17 protein-coding genes are annotated in these 16,425 nt (G+C 73.5%); 12 read left to right on the top strand and 5 right to left on the bottom strand.

Features of this window, described 5'->3' with window-relative positions:
• Positions 1 to 12 precede the first annotated feature (12 nt).
• Entirely contained in the window at positions 13 to 258 is a 246-nt protein-coding gene (locus tag EIZ62_RS10105; protein ID WP_156692371.1) for a zinc-ribbon domain-containing protein, read from the bottom strand.
• Positions 255 to 2,660: a PBS lyase gene (locus EIZ62_RS10100; protein ID WP_156692370.1), complete on the bottom strand. Its 2,406-nt coding sequence runs from the start codon at positions 2,658 to 2,660 to the stop codon at positions 255 to 257. Before EIZ62_RS10100 ends, EIZ62_RS10105 begins: the two co-directional genes overlap by 4 nt.
• Positions 2,661 to 2,826: 166 nt before the next feature.
• On the opposite strand from EIZ62_RS10100, the gene EIZ62_RS10095 reads away from it, so the two are divergent.
• Entirely contained in the window at positions 2,827 to 3,636 is an 810-nt protein-coding gene (locus EIZ62_RS10095; protein ID WP_156692369.1) for a nuclease-related domain-containing protein, read from the top strand.
• A gap of 14 nt (positions 3,637 to 3,650) precedes the next feature.
• Here EIZ62_RS10095 and EIZ62_RS10090 read toward each other — a convergent pair whose 3' ends face one another.
• Positions 3,651 to 4,526, bottom strand: a complete 876-nt coding sequence (locus tag EIZ62_RS10090) for an ATP-dependent DNA ligase (protein WP_156696315.1) — start codon at positions 4,524 to 4,526, stop codon at positions 3,651 to 3,653.
• Between the two features lie 14 nt (positions 4,527 to 4,540).
• The gene (gene ligD, locus EIZ62_RS10085) at positions 4,541 to 5,425 is read right to left on the bottom strand and encodes a non-homologous end-joining DNA ligase (RefSeq protein WP_156692368.1); all 885 of its coding nucleotides are present in this window, start codon (positions 5,423 to 5,425) and stop codon (positions 4,541 to 4,543) included.
• Between the two features lie 40 nt (positions 5,426 to 5,465).
• Between ligD and ku the strand changes: the two genes are divergently transcribed.
• The 6 genes from ku to EIZ62_RS10055 all read left to right on the top strand — a co-directional run bounded on the left by ku (position 5,466) and on the right by EIZ62_RS10055 (position 11,450).
• Entirely contained in the window at positions 5,466 to 6,458 is a 993-nt protein-coding gene (gene ku / locus EIZ62_RS10080) for a non-homologous end joining protein Ku (RefSeq protein WP_156692367.1), read from the top strand.
• A gap of 606 nt (positions 6,459 to 7,064) precedes the next feature.
• The gene (gene glgA, locus EIZ62_RS10075; protein ID WP_156692366.1) at positions 7,065 to 8,294 is read left to right on the top strand and encodes a glycogen synthase; all 1,230 of its coding nucleotides are present in this window, start codon (positions 7,065 to 7,067) and stop codon (positions 8,292 to 8,294) included.
• 77 nt (positions 8,295 to 8,371) lie between these two features.
• Complete coding sequence (locus EIZ62_RS10070; protein ID WP_156692365.1) at positions 8,372 to 9,079, top strand: SDR family oxidoreductase; 708 nt, start codon at positions 8,372 to 8,374, stop codon at positions 9,077 to 9,079.
• A 50-nt stretch (positions 9,080 to 9,129) separates the two neighbouring features.
• Entirely contained in the window at positions 9,130 to 9,612 is a 483-nt protein-coding gene (locus EIZ62_RS10065) for a nuclear transport factor 2 family protein (RefSeq protein ID WP_208827863.1), read from the top strand.
• Positions 9,613 to 9,639: 27 nt separating this feature from the next.
• Positions 9,640 to 10,149 carry a nuclear transport factor 2 family protein gene (locus EIZ62_RS10060; protein ID WP_156692364.1) on the top strand — a complete coding sequence of 170 codons (510 nt, stop codon included), beginning with the start codon at positions 9,640 to 9,642 and terminating at the stop codon, positions 10,147 to 10,149.
• Positions 10,150 to 10,181: 32 nt separating this feature from the next.
• Positions 10,182 to 11,450, top strand: a complete 1,269-nt coding sequence (locus EIZ62_RS10055) for an MFS transporter (protein WP_156692363.1) — start codon at positions 10,182 to 10,184, stop codon at positions 11,448 to 11,450.
• Between the two features lie 70 nt (positions 11,451 to 11,520).
• Here EIZ62_RS10055 and EIZ62_RS10050 read toward each other — a convergent pair whose 3' ends face one another.
• Entirely contained in the window at positions 11,521 to 12,516 is a 996-nt protein-coding gene (locus tag EIZ62_RS10050) for a Vgb family protein (RefSeq protein WP_156692362.1), read from the bottom strand.
• 354 nt (positions 12,517 to 12,870) lie between these two features.
• Between EIZ62_RS10050 and EIZ62_RS10045 the strand changes: the two genes are divergently transcribed.
• The 5 genes from EIZ62_RS10045 to EIZ62_RS10030 all read left to right on the top strand — a co-directional run bounded on the left by EIZ62_RS10045 (position 12,871) and on the right by EIZ62_RS10030 (position 16,425).
• The gene (locus EIZ62_RS10045) at positions 12,871 to 14,073 is read left to right on the top strand and encodes a low temperature requirement protein A (RefSeq protein WP_156692361.1); all 1,203 of its coding nucleotides are present in this window, start codon (positions 12,871 to 12,873) and stop codon (positions 14,071 to 14,073) included.
• Entirely contained in the window at positions 14,070 to 14,528 is a 459-nt protein-coding gene (locus EIZ62_RS10040; RefSeq protein ID WP_156692360.1) for a nuclear transport factor 2 family protein, read from the top strand. The genes EIZ62_RS10045 and EIZ62_RS10040 overlap by 4 nt, the downstream gene beginning before the upstream one ends.
• Positions 14,529 to 14,631: 103 nt before the next feature.
• Entirely contained in the window at positions 14,632 to 15,078 is a 447-nt protein-coding gene (locus tag EIZ62_RS32145) for a nuclear transport factor 2 family protein (protein WP_208827861.1), read from the top strand.
• Complete coding sequence (locus tag EIZ62_RS10035; RefSeq protein ID WP_208827859.1) at positions 15,078 to 16,112, top strand: ankyrin repeat domain-containing protein; 1,035 nt, start codon at positions 15,078 to 15,080, stop codon at positions 16,110 to 16,112. The genes EIZ62_RS32145 and EIZ62_RS10035 overlap by 1 nt, the downstream gene beginning before the upstream one ends.
• Before the next feature lie 4 nt (positions 16,113 to 16,116).
• The gene (locus tag EIZ62_RS10030) at positions 16,117 to 16,425 is read left to right on the top strand and encodes a muconolactone Delta-isomerase (RefSeq protein WP_156692359.1); all 309 of its coding nucleotides are present in this window, start codon (positions 16,117 to 16,119) and stop codon (positions 16,423 to 16,425) included.

The following is a 16,425-nucleotide window of genomic DNA, read 5'->3' as shown; positions in this document are numbered from 1 at the left end:
CCCCGCCGGCCGTCACGACACCCGCGAGCCGCCCGGCAGCAGGGCGTCGGCCCGCTCCCGCGAAATCCGTTCCTCCGCACCGCAGAACGTGCACTGCGTCAGGTACGACCTGGACACCGGGAACAGCGGCACGAAGAACAGCGTGAACTTCGTGGTCCTCCTCCGCAGGGCGTGCGCGGCGGAGTTGCCGCACCGGCCGCACACCAGCGTCAGCACCGCCAGCTGCCGCAGGTACCCCTTCGTCCCGAAGATGATCATCCGGCGGTCTCCTCTCCGGAGTGGCCCGTCGCCCGCCGGCACAGCGCCAGCAGCCTCTCGTCCTGGTGGACGTCGTGATCGCCCGAGGTGCCCTCCGACCCGTTGTGCCGCCGCGCCCGCGCCAGCTCCGCCCGCAGCAGCGGCGCCGCGTCCGCCGGCAGCCGCCCCAGCTCCGCGAGGCACTCGGCGATCCGCACCCGGGTGTGACGGTTCTCCTTCCAGGCTCCCACCAGCACCGGCAGGGCCTCGCCGGCCTCCCCGGTCACCCGGGTGAGCGCCACGGCCGCGTCGACCCGCAGCCACACCCCGGGCGCCGCGAGGCACGCCCGCAGCTCCGGAACCGCCGCCCCGGCCGCCCGCCCCAGCGCGCCCACCGCCCAGGCCGCCTCCCGGCGGTGCGTCGCGTCCGGCGCCAGCAGCAGGGCGCGCAGCCGCGGCAGCACGGCCGCCGTGTCCCCCTCCACCGCCCCCAGCGCACGCGCCGCCGACGTCACCACCGCCACCGAGCGGTCGTCCAGCAGGTCCCGCAGGTCGCCCGCCGCCCCGGCCGCAGCGGGACCGAACGCGGTCAGCGCCCGCAGCGACGACTCCACCACCCACTCCCGGCGGAACGAGGGCGCCCCGCGCAGGACGCGCAGCACCTCCGGCAGCGCCTCCGCCGCGCCCAGGTGCGCCAGCGCCAGCAGCAGCGGCCCGGCCTCCTCCGCGAGCGTCTCGTCCAGCGGCAGCCGGCCGAGCCGGTGCCGCAGCGCGGGCACCAGCGGGGCGCCGGCCGCGCCCAGGTGCGTGATGGCGCGGGCGAGCCGCCCGTCCAGTCCGGGCCGCTCCAGCGCCCGGGCCAGCGCCGGTACCGCCCGCGCGTCACCGGTACGGGTGAGAGCCAGCAGGGCACTGCCCACCACCGGCCCGCCGTCCGTCCCGTACGTGCCGCCCGTTCCGTACCGGCCGTCCGGCCCGTACCCGCCGGCCGCCCGCTCCGGCGCCCAGAGGTCCGCGCGGGCCGACTCGGCCGCCACCCTGGCCGCCAGCGCGTCCGCCGCCGGGCGGGCCACCTCGAACAGGGTCTCCAGCCACGTCACGGCGGCCTCCCGCAACCGCGGGTCGGGGTCGTCGACCTGCGCCCCGACGAGCCGCACCACCTCGTCGTACGCCCCCCGCCACGTCCGCACCAGCCCGCCGCACATCCACACCGCGTCCGCCCGCTGGCCCCGGTCGGGGCTGCGCAGCTGGGCGGTGACCAGCGCGATCCGGTCCTCGACGCGGTCGTCGAGTGCGCCGTGCAGGGTCCGGAGCAGGTCGTCGGCCCACGCCGAGCCGCGTCCGGCGCGCTGCTCCTCGCGCGGTTCGCGCAGCCGGCCCACCAGGGTGGGCGCCCCCGGCCGGTACTCGGCCGGCTCGGCCGGGTCGGCGAGGCCGGAGACGTCGGGCAGGCCGCCGAAGGCGGCAAGGTCGGCCAGATCGGCGACGTCGCTGGGGCCGGGGAAACCGGGGAGGCCGACGAGACCGCCCAGATCGGCGAAGTCGGTGAGGGCGCAGAGCTCGTCCAGGCCGGCCGAGTGCACCGGACCTCCGCCCCCCGCACCTCCACCCCCCGCACCGCCCGGCAGCGGACGGCCGCCCGGTGCGGGCCACTCGCCCCGGCCCGGCCCCTCGCCCCGCCCCGGTGCCTCCCGCACCCGGGCCAGCAGCTCGGTCACCGTCGCGACCACGTCACCGGGGAGCCGCGCGGGGGCGCACCGCGCGAGCTGGGCGAGGGCCGCGAGGCGCAGCGCCGGGTCCTGCGCGGCGCCCGTCAGCCAGCCGAGCCAGTCGGCGGTCTCGTCCCGGAGCGACTCGTACCGCAGGGCGATCCGGCCGACGGCCTCCACCAGCGCGAGCCGCACCTCGGTGTCGGTCTCCACGGTCAGCCGCTCCCGCAGCAGCACCAGCACCCGCGCCGGGTCGCCGTGGAGCGAGGCGAGGGCGCCGGGGGCGGCCAGCCGTACCTCCCGGTCGTCGTCGCCGACGAGCGCGAGGAACACGTCGGCGCCCGCCGCGACGGCCGCGGCCGCCATGGCGTAGTTCGCCGCGTCCTCGAACTCCTCGTCCTCGGGGTCGAGTTCGTCCAGCTCGTCGTCCCCGCCGAGGTCGATGCCGCCGATGCTGGTCAGCAACTCGACGACGCACCCGCGGTCCTGGACCTCGGGGGTGGCCACCAGCTCCAGCAGGAAGGGAATGCAGGCGAGCGTCGAGTCGTACACATCGCCCTGGTGGTGCACCGTGCCGTACATGCCGTCGAGCGCGACCTCGCGCTCCACCGGGTCGGGGGACGCGAGCCCGCGCAGCAGCTCGGGCACGTCGTCAGCCGGACCGTAGGCATGACCCAGCGAGGCCCAGTCGACCTCGTCGATCCCCGTGAACATGCCGTCCCTCCCCGCGAACACTGCACTTGGGGGCAATAGTGCACCACACCACCGGGTGCCGTGCCCCGGCAATCGGACACCCTCCGCCGCCGTTCCCGGGCCGTGCCCCGCCCGTCCCTTGCCCCCGTGAGGCACGCCTGTTCCCATGGGCGTGGGGGTGATGGGGATGACCGCACTGCGTGTCACGACGGCGGGGCCGGGCGGCCGCGACCGGCTCTGGGTGAGCCTGCCGGACGGCCGGGGCGTGGCGTGGTACGACCGCGACACCGGCCGGGTCAGCCTGCTGTCCGCCGCGTACGAGGCGGAGGTGCTGGCGGCGCTCGCGCCCTTCGTCAGCGGCCGGGTCACGGTCGGCCCGCCGCCCGTGCCCACCGCCTCCGACCTGGCGCGTCTCGCCCTCCACCCCGACGACGACCTGGCCCCCAACCGCCCCGGCGAGACCCTGCACACGGTGTGCGGGGGCGAGGGGCCGGGCCGCCACCGGACCTTCGGGCGCCGGGACCCGAGGCCCGCGGAACTCGCCGCCCGGCAGCGGATCGGTGACGCGCTGGACGGGCTCGGCGGGGCCGGCTGGCGGGTCCTGCACTGCGTGCCTCTGCCGGGCTCCGCCCTCATCGACCACCTGGCGATCGGCCCGCCCGGCGTGTTCGCGGTGGGCACGGTGGCGGCCCGGGGCCGCCGGGTGCGGATCGCCGGCCCGGCGGTCGCGGTCGGCCGTGCGGAGCCGCGACCGCGGGTGCGCGCGGTGCGCCGGGACGCCGAACGGGCCGCACATGCCCTGGCCACGGCGGTGCGGCCGGTCCTCGCGGTGGACGGCCCGGGGCGCCTGGAGGTGGCGCCGGGCCTCGACGGCGTACACGTGCTGCGGGACGGCGAGATCCCGTCCCTCGCGAGGCTCGGTGGTGTACTGAAACCGGCGGACGTGGAATCCCTGTACGCGACGGCGCGGGACCGCCGGACGTGGCGGGTGGCCTGAAATCGGTCCCGCCGTCAGGCCGGGTCCTTCAGTCGCAGCACCGTGGTGACGGTGTGCCGGGTGGTGCCCGTCGCCACCTCCGCCCTCAGCTCCGGCGGTACGGAACGGTAGGGCACCTCGCCGAGGCCGACCGCCATGGCCGTGCCCGCCCCGCCGGCGGTCAGCGCGGAGAGCGCGGTGCCGGCGCGGGCGCGCAGGGCGGGCGGCAGGGGGCTGGAGACGACGGGGGTGTCGTCGTCGGGGAGGACCAGCACCAGGGAGGCGGGCCGCGCCTGCGTCCCGGTGAACCCGACCACCACCGCGTCCCGGGTGTCGGTGTGCCGCAGCTTGCGCCACGCGCGCGTGCCGGCCTTGTAGGGCTGGTCCAGGCGCTTGACGACCAGCCCCTCCACCCCGATCGAGGGCAGCGTCTCGTACCAGGTGGCGGCCAGCTCGGGGTCGGTCGTCATGGGGACGGGCTGGATCGGCGGGCCGAGGTCCGCCAGCAGCGCGACCAGCCGTTCGCGGCGTACCGCGTAGGTCCGGGGACGCAGGTCGGTGCCGTCCGCCGCGAGCACGTCGAAGGCGGCGTACGAGGCGGGCAGCCGCCGCGCGAGCCCGGGTGCCCGGCCGGGGGTGGCGGCGGCCCGGCCCTGCACGGCGGCGAAGTCGGTCCGCCCCTCCCGCCAGACGACCACCTCGCCGTCCAGCACCGTGCCCTCCGGCAACGCGTGCGCGGCCGCGGCCAGGTCGGGGAAGGCGGCGGTGACGATCCGCCCCGAGCGGGCCTGGAGGACCACCCCGTCGCCGCCGCGGAAGACCACCATGCGGTGGCCGTCGAACTTCGGCTCGTACGCCAGCCCCGGCTCGCGCGGCAGCGCGCCCACCGTCCGCGCGAGTGCGACCTTCACCGGCGGCCGCGGCATCACGGCAGCGGTCCCGCCCGGTCCGGGTCCAGCAGCGGTGCCAGCAGGTCCCCGTGGTCCCGCAGGCGCGGCGCCATGTCCGCGAGCAGGAAGACCAGCCGCGAGGGGTCGCCGCACGCCTCGACCTCCTCCCAGGTCACCGGCGCGGAGACGGCCGGCTCGCGGCGGGCGCGCAGCGTGTAGGGCGCGGCGGTGGTCTTGGCGGCGTTGTTCTGGCTGTGGTCGACGAACACCTTGCCGGGGCGCAGCGTCTTGGCCATCCGGTGCACGACCAGCGCCGGGAGGTCCTCCTCCGCCTCGACGGCGAGCTGTTTGGCGTACGCCTGGACCCGCTCCGAGGGGGCCGGTACGAGCGGCACGTACAGGTGCATGCCCTTGGCACCGGACGTCTTGGCGTACGCCTCCAGACCATCCGCCCCGAGGCGCTCCCGCAGCCAGAGCGCGACCCGGCAGCAGTCCACCACCGTGGCGGGCGCGCCGGGGTCGAGATCCAGGACGAGCCGGTCGGCGACCGCGGGGGTATCGGCGAGCCACTGGGGGGTGTGGAACTCCACGACCAGGTTCGCCGCCCACATCAGGGAGGGCAGGTCCTCGACGATCACCTGGTGGGCGTTCTTGTCGTCCGACCGGGGGACCAGGGCGGTTTTCACCCAGGAGGGTGTGCCGGGCGGCGGGTTCTTGGCGAAGAACTGCTGGCCGTCCGGCCCGTCGGGGTACCGCAGGAAGGACAGCGGGCGCCCCCGGAGATGCGGGAGCAGCTGCGGTGCGACGGTGGCGTAGTAGTGCAGGATCTCGCCCTTGGTCGTCCCGGTGGCGGGGTGGATGACCTTCTCCAGGTTGCTGAGCGCCAGGCGCCGCCCCTCCACCTCCGTGATCGGCGTCATACGATGAGAATCCCACGAATCGGGACGAAAGGGATGAATCGTGCGATCCATCTGGAATGGCGCCATCTCATTCGGTCTGGTCAGCATCCCCATCAAGCTGGTGAACGCGACCGAGAACCGGTCCATCTCGTTCCGGCAGGTCCACACGGAGGACGGCGGCCGGATCCGCTACCGCAAGGTGTGCGAGCTGGACGGCGAGGAGGTGTCGGCGGACCAGATCGGCAAGGCGTACGAGGAGGCCGACGGGACCATGATCCCGATCACCGACGAGGACCTCGCCTCGCTGCCGCTGCCGACGGCCAAGACGATCGAGATCGTCGCCTTCGTCCCCGCGTCCCAGATCGACCCGCTCCAGATCGACGCCGCCTACTACCTGTCCGCGAACGGGGTGCCGGCCGCCAAGCCCTACACACTGCTGCGGGAGGCGCTCAAGCGCAGCGAGCGCGTCGCGATCGCCAAGTTCGCCCTGCGCGGGCGCGAGCGGCTCGGGATGCTGCGGGTCGTCGACGACGTCATCGCCATGCACGGCCTGCTGTGGCCGGACGAGATCCGCCGCCCCGAGGGCGTCGCCCCGGACACCTCGGTGACCGTCCGCGACGCCGAACTCGACCTGGCGGACGCCCTGATGGACACGCTCGGCGAGGTCGACATCGAAACGCTCCACGACGACTACCGCGCGGCGGTGGAGGAGATGATCGCCGCCAAGGCGGAGGGCGCCGAGGTCCCCGCGCCCAAGGAGGAACGGCCGGGAGGCCAGGTCATCGACCTGATGGCCGCGCTGGAGAGCAGCGTACGGGCGGCTCGCGAGGCGCGAGGCGAAGGCGAGCCGGACGCGTCCGTGCACGAACTGCCCGGCCGCAAGAAGGCCGCCGCCCGCCCCAAGGAGAGCGGCACGAAGAAGTCCACGGCGAAGACGGCCTCCACGGAGAAGAAGGCGGCCCCGGCGCGCAAGTCCACGGCGAAGACGGCGAAGAAGACGACGGCCAAGAAGTCCACCACGAAGAAGGCCCAGCCCCGCAAACGCGCCTCCTGACGCCCGGCACCCGCTCCGCTCGTTGTGGGCAATCGCCCCGCAGGGCGGCTCCCACCCCCCGTTGTGGGCTCACCTCGCTGGGCTCCCAACCCACCCCGTTGTGGGCAGTCGTCCCGCAGGGCGATGGGGGTCCCCCCTGCTCGAGCGAAGCCGAGAGCTTGGGGGAGGGTGGGCACAACGGGACCGGGGCGGTGCCCTGTCCCGGTTCGCCCTGGGGCGGTGCTCGTTCTCGGTTCGCCCGGGGGCGGTGCCTGATTCCGGTGCGGCTCGGTGGGCTGCCGGTGGGGGTGGGGCGTGGCCCCTCCGGGCTCGCCTCCTCGGGGCCGGCGGCCTCGGGTTACGGGGACGGGAGCCCCGGTAACGCCGCCGGTCCCCTGCGGGGGCGACCCTGCACGGCCCCGCCCCGGGCCGGATGCCGGGTGCGGGATGCCTGCCCGCAACGGGTGGTGGGACCCGGCGGGCGCGTCGTTCGAGCGGCTACCGTCGCCGGCAGGGGGACCGTGGTGGGGGGACGAACGACCCGCCGTGGGGCCTCCGTCGTCGCCGCGCTCCGCCGGAGGGGCGCGGCAGCACCGTCTTTCAGGCCCTCGACGTCAGGAAGTACGCATGAATTCGCCCGCACCCCGTACCCCGCCCGGCGCCCCCGCCCTCCGCGTCGACCTGCTCACCAAGGAGTACCCGCCCGAGATCTACGGCGGCGCCGGGGTCCACGTCGCCGAACTCGGCCGGGAGCTGCGCGCGCTGGTGGACCTGCGGGTGCACTGTTTCGGGGAGCCCCGCACCGAGCCGGGGGTGACCGCGTACCGGGAGCCCGTCCTGGCCGGGGGCGCCAACGCGGCCCTGCGCACGCTCGGGGTGAACGTGGAGATGGCCGCCCGCTGCGAGGGCGCCGACGTGGTGCACAGCCACACCTGGTACGCCAACGCCGCCGGGCACCTGGCCAAGACCGTCCACGGCGTGCCGCACGTGGTGACCATGCACAGCCTGGAGCCGCTGCGCCCCTGGAAGGCCGAGCAACTGGGCGGCGGTTACGCCCTGTCGTCGATGGTGGAGCGTACCGCCGTCGAGGCCGCCGACGCGGTCGTCGCCGTCTCGCACGGGATGCGCGACGACATCCTGCGCGTCTATCCGGACGTCGACCCCGCCCGCGTCCACGTCGTGCACAACGGCATCGACACCACCGTGCAGCGGCCGGACCACCGGGTGGCGGCCCTGGAACGGTACGGCGTCGACCCGACCCGCCCGATCGTGCTGTTCGTCGGCCGGGTCACCCGCCAGAAGGGGCTGCCGCAACTGCTGCGCGCGGCCTTCGAGCTGGACCCGGCCGCCCAGCTGGTGCTGTGCTGCGGCCAGCCGGACACCCCGGAGATCGCCGCGGAGACGGCCGCGCTGGTGGAGGAGCTGCGCCGGGTGCGCGGCGGGGTGGTCCGTGTCGACGGCATGCTCGACCCGGAGTCGCTGCGCCAGTTCCTCACCCACGCGTCGGTGTTCGTCTGCCCGTCGCTGTACGAGCCGATGGGCATCGTGAACCTGGAGGCCATGGCGTGCGGCACGGCGGTGGTCGCCACCGCCACCGGCGGCATCCCGGAGGTCGTCGCGGACGGCGAGACCGGGCTGCTCGTGCCGATCGAGCAGCAGCGGGACGGGACCGGTGCGCCGCTGGACGAGAAACGATTCGCCTCGGACCTGGCGGCTGCCGTCAACGAGCTGCTCGCCGACCCGGCGCGAGCCGCCGCCATGGGCGCGGCGGGGCGCACCCGGGCCGAGGAGCGGTTCGGCTGGCAGGAGGCGGCGCGCCGGGTGCACGCCCTGTACCAGGAGGTGTGCGAGGCCTGAACTCCCCTGCGCGGACCTCATGTTGTCGCGCCGGAGTCTTTGACCCCGCCGTACCGGGCGCCGCTAGCGTCGTCGGCATGTCCCACGCGCCGCACACAATCCGCACCGCGCTGGTCACCGGCGGCAACCGGGGGATCGGCCTGGAGGCCTGCCGCCAGCTCGGCCGGGCGGGCCTCGACGTCGTCCTGGCCGCGCGCGACCCCGAGCGCGGCCGGGCGGCGGCCGAACGGCTCACCCGGCAGGGGCTGTCCGTCCGGTTCGAGCAGCTCGACGTCACCGACGGCGACAGCGTCAGGGCGTGCGCCAAGCGGCTCGACGCCGCCGGGGTCGAGGTCGACGCCCTGGTCAACAACGCCGGTGTCTACCCCACCGAGGGCTTCTTCTCGCTCGCCGAGGAGACGATGCGCCGCGCCGTCGACGTCAACCTGATGGGGGCGTTCCACACCTGCCGGGCCTTCGTGCCGGGCATGGTCCGCCGCGGCCGCGGCCGGGTGGTGAACGTCTCCTCCGGCCTCGGCGCGATGACCGACAACGTGCCTTCCCCGGCCGCGTACGGCATCACCAAGGCCGCGCTGAACGCGCTCACCCTCGTCGTCTCCGCCGCCGCCCCGCCGTCGGTGAAGGTCAACGCCGTCTGCCCCGGGTGGGTGCGCACCGACATGGGCGGCTCGTGGGCGCCGACGAGCGTGGAGAAGGGCGCGGACACGGTCACCTGGCTGGCGCTGCTCCCGGACGACGGCCCGAGCGGCGGATTCTTCCGCGACCGCCGGCGGATCCCGTGGTGACCGGCCCCGTCCACGGGTGACCGGCCCCGCACACACGAAGGGAAGCACCGATGAAGACCACCTCCAGTCGCCGCGGGCGCCGTACCGCGGCCATCGTGGTCGCCGCCGTACTGATCTTCGGCGTGGCGGCCGCGTTCAGCAGCGACTACGTCCAGGCCGCGGCGAGCGAGGCGATGCGCTCCACGCCCGAGGCGCACGAGCCCAAGGCGCTGTCGTCCCTCGATCCGGCCGTGCGCGCCTACGTGGACGCGGTGGACGCCGGCGACGCGGACGCCCTGGCCGCCGCCTTCCACGAGGACGGCACCGTGACCGACACCGGACGCCGCTTCCAGGGCCGTGACGCGATTCGCGCGTGGGCGGCGGACGAGGTGATCGGCGGCAGGGTCACGGTGCTGGGCAACACCCCGGGAGCGGACGGCTCGACCGTGCTGCTGCGGTTCGACCCCGAGGGCCTGCTCGCCGGCTTCCGGGCCCACTACGCGTTCACGGTGAAGGACGGCCTGATCCACCGCGTGTCCATGAACTACGCCTGACCTTCGACGTCTCCAGGGAGAAATGTCATGAGAAAGCGCCTGATACCGCCGGTCGTCCTCACCGCCGCGCTGCTGCTGGGCACGACCGCGTGCTCCGACGGCGGCGGTGACGGCGCGAACGGGGCCGCCGCGCGGGCCACGCCCAGCGACACCGTCTCGAAGGTCCAGGAGTCCCCGGCCGGGTCCCCGTCCGCCCCCGCCCCCGCCGCGGCCGACGCCGACGCCGTGGACCCCGCCGCCCAGGCGTACGTCGACGCCGTGGCGGCGGAGGACCTGGACGCCCTGGTGGCCGCCTTCCACCCGGACGCCGAACTCACCGACGTGGGCCGCCAGTTCTCCGGCCACGACGAGATCCGCCGCTGGGCGGACAACGAGGTCATCGGCGGCAGGCTCACCGTCCTGAAGAACACCCCCAAGAGCAACGGCACCACCCTCCTCGTCCGCTTCGCCCCCGGCGGGTCCGGCGGCTTCGAGGCCAACTACGAGTTCGACGTCCGTGACGGACGCATCGCGAAGCTGAACCTCCAGTACGCCTGACCCCGCAAACCCCGCAGCAGAAGGGCTCCCGCATGAGCACCGCAACCGGAACCGGCACCGGGCCGGGCCCGACCCGCAACAAGGCGGCGCTGGCCGCGCTCGGCCTCGGCGCGTTCGTCATCGGGACCGCCGAGCTCGTCATCGTCGGCGTGCTCAGCCTGATCTCCGGTGACCTGGACATCTCCGTCAGCACCGCCGGCCTGCTGGTCACGGCGTACGCGCTCGGCGTCTCCCTCGGCGGCCCGGTCGTGACCGCCGCCACCATCAGGCTGCCCCGGCGCACCCTGCTGTGGGTCGCCCTCGCCGTCTTCATCGCCGGCAACCTGGTCGCCGTCTTCTCCGCGGCCTTCGGCCTGCTGCTGGCCGCCCGCGTGCTGTGCGGCGCCATCCACGGCCTCTACCTCGGCGCCGCGTCCACCGTGGCCACCGGGCTGGTGCCGCCGGAGCACCGCGGCCAGGCCGTCGGCCTGGTCTTCGGCGGCATCTCCGTCTCCACCGTCATCGGTGTGCCGCTCGGCACCCTGATCGGCCAGGCCCTCGGCTGGCAGGCCACCTTCGGCAGCGTCGTCGTGCTCGGCGCGCTCGCGCTGGTCGCCACCCTGCTGTGCGTGCCGAAGGTCGAGCACGGCACCGCCGACGGGCTGGGCGCCCAGGCCCGGCACGCCTTCCACCCCCGGGTGCTGGCGATGCTGGCGGCCACGGTCCTGCTGATGGGCTCCCAGTTCATCGCGTTCACCTACCTCACCCCGTTCCTGGAGGACGTCACCGGCATCTCGGGCGGCGCGGTGGGCGCCTTCCTGCTGATCTTCGGTGTGTTCAGCGCCATCGGTACGTTCGCGGGCGGCCGGTTCGCCGACATCAACGCCTCGGCGACGCTCCTGGTGGGCAACCTCGTCGTGATCGGCGCCATGGCCGCGCTGTGGGCGTTCGGCTCCAACGCCTGGCTGGTGGGCCTGGCCCTGGCCGGCTGGGGCATCGTCGGGTTCGGTGTCACGCCGTCCTTCCAGCTGCGGGTGATCTCGCTCGCGGGCGAGGGCGCCGACCTGGCCGCGACGCTCGGAGCGTCCGCCGCCAACGTGGGCGTGGCCGCGGGCGCGGCGGTCGGCGGCTGGGCGCTGGCCGCCTTCGGTACGGGCGAGGTGCCGGTGGTCGCGCTGGTCGCCGCGGTGGTCGCGCTGCCCGTGGTCTGGGCCACCCGCTTCCTGAAGGTGCCGCGGGAGCCGGGCTCCGGCCCGGCCCCGGCGAAGACGGAGGCGGCGGCGGACGGCGTCGGCAACGTCCCGGCGGCGACGGCCGGCTGAGGAGACGGCGCGGAATCGACGAACGGCGGGGAGACCGGGTGAACGCACCCCGGTCTCCCCGCCGTCCGCGTCACAGCCCGGTCACGTCGGCGATGGTGAACGGGAGCTCGGCCGTACCGCCGGCCATCTTGTCGAACTGCGAGCGCACCACGTACAGGTGACTGTTGCGGCGCACCAGCGTGGTCGGCATCTCCAGCGTCGCGTCGACGACCTGGCGCTCCACGGTGAACGAGGTGGCGCCGGCGTTCAGCCTCAGCCGGGACAGGGTGTCGTTGCCGTACTGGGCGAGCCACACCTTGCCCGACTCCAGGTGCAGCCCGTCGCCGTATTTGAGGCTGACGGTGCCCGTCACCTTCTGCATCGCGCCCGATCTGAGGTCGATCCGGTACAGCCCGCCGCCGGCGGAGTCGACCGTGAGCAGGTAGCTGCCGGTCGCGTCGGCCTCGATGCCGTTGAGCGTCACGGTCTTCGCCGGCTGCGGCGGTATGACGCCGGTGAGGTTGTGCGCGGTGGTCAGCGTGGAGCCGCCGCCCCCGGCGTCGATCGCCGACTTCAGCTGCGCCGGGGTGACGCGGTACACGACGGCCAGGTAGGAGTCGGTGATGTACGCCGTCCCGTCGGGCGCGATGTCCAGGTCGTTGAGCAGGGAGGACTCGGGGGAGGGCACGGCGAAGTGCGCGAGGCGCTTGCGGGTGGCGAGGTCGTAGACCATCACTCCCTTGGGGTCGGTGACCCACAGGCGGTTCGACGCGTCGACCTTGAGTCCGGCCGCCGTGGTCCGGCCGTCGGTGCCGTCCGGCAGGAACACCTCGGCCGCCTGCTGGCCGGCCGGGGTGCGGAAGATCGCGCCGGTGGCGTACGAGCCGACGTAGAAGTCGCCGGTCTTGCCGTCCACGGCGATGCCCTCGGGGAAGGCGCGCGGGCCGGGCAGCGTGAAGGCGGTGCCCGCCTTGTACTTGGCCTCGGCGCCGTCGTCCTCGGCGACGGCCGTACCGGCCATGCCGGTGAGGGTGAGCAGTCCGGCCAGCGAAAGCCCCACGGCCGTCAGGGAACGGAAAGGACGCATGCGGTGCACGTGTGTCTCTCTTCTCTCGAAGGGCGGCTTCGGGCCAATCCGCCCAGGTGCGAGAGACCTTATGTTTGGGACCGCCCGTACCGGCCGGGCCGAAATGCGCCCAGGAAAACCTGCCCGGCGGCCGGAAAGCTGAGGTGGGAGCGGGAGTTGACGCCGGAAAACCCGCCGATTTCCGGTGGCCGAGAACTTCCAGACTTTCTCATGTCAAGTGCGGATTTTGCCGTTCCATGGCCGGAGCCCGGACGTCCGGAAAGCGGCGGGCCCGGCCGTTCCGCGCGGACGACTTCATGATGTCGAGGCGTACTTTTTGACCCGTGCCCCCAGGTCGCCGTTACCTTCACGACCATGTCCACGGAAGCCATTCCGGAGGTCACCCGGGAGTCCGGCGACGACGCACCGCTGGATGACAAGGCGCGGGTCACCACCCTGGAGCTCTTCTTCGACCTCGCGTTCGTCTTCAACTTCACCCAGCTCGCCCGGGTCTTCAGCGACCGCATGAACCCCGAGGGGGTCCTGCAGATCCTGCTGATCTTCTGGCTGCTGTGGTGGATGTACGGCGGGTACGCCTGGCTCACCAACCACGTGCCGCCGCACGGCAAGCACCAGCGGCTGCTGCTGCTCCTCGGCATGGCGTCGTTCCTGGTCATCGGGCTCACCACACCCAACGCCTTCCGCGGAGACGGCGTCGCCTTCGGCGTCGGCTACCTGCTGATCGTCAGCGTCCACGCCGCGCTGTTCGCGTTCAGCGGGCCGAAGGCCGCCCGGAACATGCTGCGCATCGCGCCCTTCCACATCACCGGGGCCCTCCTGATCATCTGGGCCGGGTTCCTCGACGGGGCGCCGATGTACCTGTGCTGGGGCGGTGCGGTGCTGCTGGAGGTCCTGGCCCCGGTGATCACCGGCGTGTCCGGGTTCGACCTGAAACCCGGACACTTCGTGGAACGCCACGGACTGCTGATGATCATCGCCCTGGGGGACTCGTTCCTGGCGCTGGGCATCGGCACCGACGGCGCTCCCGCGGGCCTGTCCGTGGTCACGACGGCCGTGCTCATCTTCGTCATCCCGGCCTGCCTGTGGTGGGTGTACTTCAACGAGTCCGAGAAGGCGCGGCGCGCCGAGGTCGCCCTGGAGCGCCAGGACCCCACCACCCGCTCGCGCATGGCGCTGTCCGCCTTCTTCTACGCGCACGTCCCGATGCTGCTGGGGCTGATCCTGATCGCCGCGGCCGTGAAGAAGACGATCGCGCACCCCTTCGCCGAACTGCCCCTCGCGCCCTCGCTGTCGCTGGCCGGCGGCGTGGCGCTCTACCTGGCGGGCATCGCCTGGTTCCACGGGATCCTCAAGATCGGCCCGCAGCGGTTCCACTTCGCCGCCGCCGCGCTGGCCTTCCTCACCGTGCCGGCCGGCCACCTCGGCGCCGCCGTCGCCGAGGTGATGTCCCTCGGCGCCCTGATCGTCTGCGCCCTGTTCATCGAGCACCGGTGGACCAAGCAGTCGGGCCACACCTGTTACGCACCCACACAGAATCTGGAGGTGGTCGGCCGATGAGTACCACGGCGGACCGGCTTGACGTCATCGACACGTGCACCCGGATGGGCTGGTACACCGACCAGCGCGACTGGGACGCCCTGGAGCGGGTGTTCACCGACGAGGTCCGGCTCGACTACACCAGCCTCAACGGCGGTGAGCCGGCCGTCCTGCCCGCCAAGGACCTGGTGGCCGCCTGGTCCGGGCTGCTCGGCAGCTTCACCGCCACCCAGCACGTGTTCAGCAACTTCCTCGTCGACCTGGACGGTGACGCGGCGGTGTGCACGGCCATGTTCCAGGCCACCCACCGGATGCCGAACGAGCACGGCGGGCCGCTGTGGACGCTGGGCGGCCACTACCGGTTCGGGCTCGTCCGCGGCGGCGACGGCTGGCGCGTCGCCGACGTCGTGATGACCGCGACCTGGGCGGACGGGAACCAGCAGCTCCTGACCCTGGCCGCCGCGAAACCCGAATAGTCCGCGGCCGGATATCAGGAAGTCGGCGGCACCTTGTTGGTGAGCGGCCGGAAACGGAACCACTATCTTCTGGGAATTCTCTCGGGCTTATCGAGGAGTACACATGAGTGACCTCACAGAAGCGACCCGCCTGGTCGCCCGGCGCTGGTTCGGCGCGCTCGCCTCCGGGGATTTCGAGACCTGTCTCGGACTGCTCGCCGACGACGTCGAGTGGATCAACTACACGCCGGTCCCCGGCTACAACGACGACATGAAGTGGATCGGCACGATCCGCGGCCGTGACGCGGTCCTCGCCAGCCTCCAGGTCTTCACCGGGGAATGCGAGGTGAAATTCGAGAACCTCGTCGACCTGGTCGTGGACGGCGACAAGGCGGCCGGTGTCATCCACGAGCAGTCGGTGGTCCGGAACACCGGACTGGAATTCGAGATCGAGTTCGTCCAGTGGCTCACCGTCCGCGACGGGAAGATCGTCCGCTGGAAGTCGTACACCGACCCGTCCACGATCGTCCGCGCCCTGCGCGGCGACACGTCCGGGCAGGTGGCCGCCTGATGAGCGCCGACCTCATAGCGGCCGTCCGCGACCGCGACACCGCCAACGTGTCCGGACTGCTGGCCGCCGGCGCCGACCCCTCCACGCGGGAGGCCGCCACCGGCCTGACCGTGCTGATGATCGCCGCCGGACAGGCCGACGCGCCGAGCGTGCGCGCGCTGATCGGCGCGGGCGCCGACGTCCACACCGCCGACACCCGCGCCGGGGCGACCGCCCTGCACAAGGCCTGCCAGGGCGGCAGCCTCGACGTGGTGCGGGCGCTGGTGGAGGCGGGCGCGTTCGTCGACGCCGTCGCGCCCACCACCGGGCACACCGCCCTGATGGACGCCCTCTGGTACAAGTACCCGGACATCGCCGCGTACCTGCTCGCCAAGGGCGCCTCCCTCAAGGTGTACACCCACTACGGCTTCTCGCTGGAGCAGCACTTCGCGTACGAGCTGAACGTCAACACCTTCGGCAAGGACAAGCTGCTCCAGGCCGAGCGGCACCTCGACGCGCGGCGCGCCGCCGACGAGGCGGCCGTGGCCCGCCAGGAACTGATGGCCGCCACCACCGAGGGCGACACCGAGCGCGTGCGCAAGCTGCTGGACGGCGGCGCCGAGGTCGACGAACGCTTCCCCGTCCTGGGCGGGTTCAACGACTGGCACACCCCGCTGCTCGTCGCCTCCCGCGACGGCCACGACGAGATCGTCACGCTGCTGCTGGCGGCGGGCGCGGACGTCAACGCGGTGGAGCCGACGTTCGGCGCGGTGCCGCTGCACAAGGCGGTCTACAACGGCCACGCCGGCATCACGGCCCAGCTCGTCGCCCGCCCCGGCATCGACCTGGACTTCCAGGGCGCGACCAACGGCTACACCCCGCTCCACGACGCGCTGTGGCACGGCTACGAGGAGTGCGCCCGCACCCTCGTCGGCGCCGGCGCCCGCCTCGACCTCGTCGGCCACGACGGCAGGACGCCGCTCGACCTGGCGACCGAGGTGTTCGGCGCCGAGCACGCGCTCACCGCACTGATCCGCGACACCGACGGGAAGTGACCCCATGCTGTTCTACGTCCAGATGAAGTGGAAGCACGAGGGCCGCATCACGCTCGACGAGCTGTGGGAGCTGGAGCAGGAGGAGGCCGCCCACGCCCAGGAGACCGTCGACTCCGGCTTCTGCGTGGGGATCTGGAAGGTGGCCGCCCAGAAGCGGGTCATCGCCATCATCGACTCCCCGGACGCCGAGGAACTCGACCGCACGGCCCTGGGCCGCCTCCCGATGCGCGAGTACCTGGAGTTCGAGCAGGTCTGGCCGCTGCGCGACTACCTGGGCTTCGCCGAGGACGTCAAGCAGCGCTACAAGGTCTGA

The sequence above is a fragment of the Streptomyces ficellus genome (genome assembly GCF_009739905.1).
Taxonomy (GTDB): domain Bacteria; phylum Actinomycetota; class Actinomycetes; order Streptomycetales; family Streptomycetaceae; genus Streptomyces; species Streptomyces ficellus_A.
Note: the sequence above shows the minus strand (reverse complement) of the source record. Positions and strands in the feature narration are given on the sequence as shown.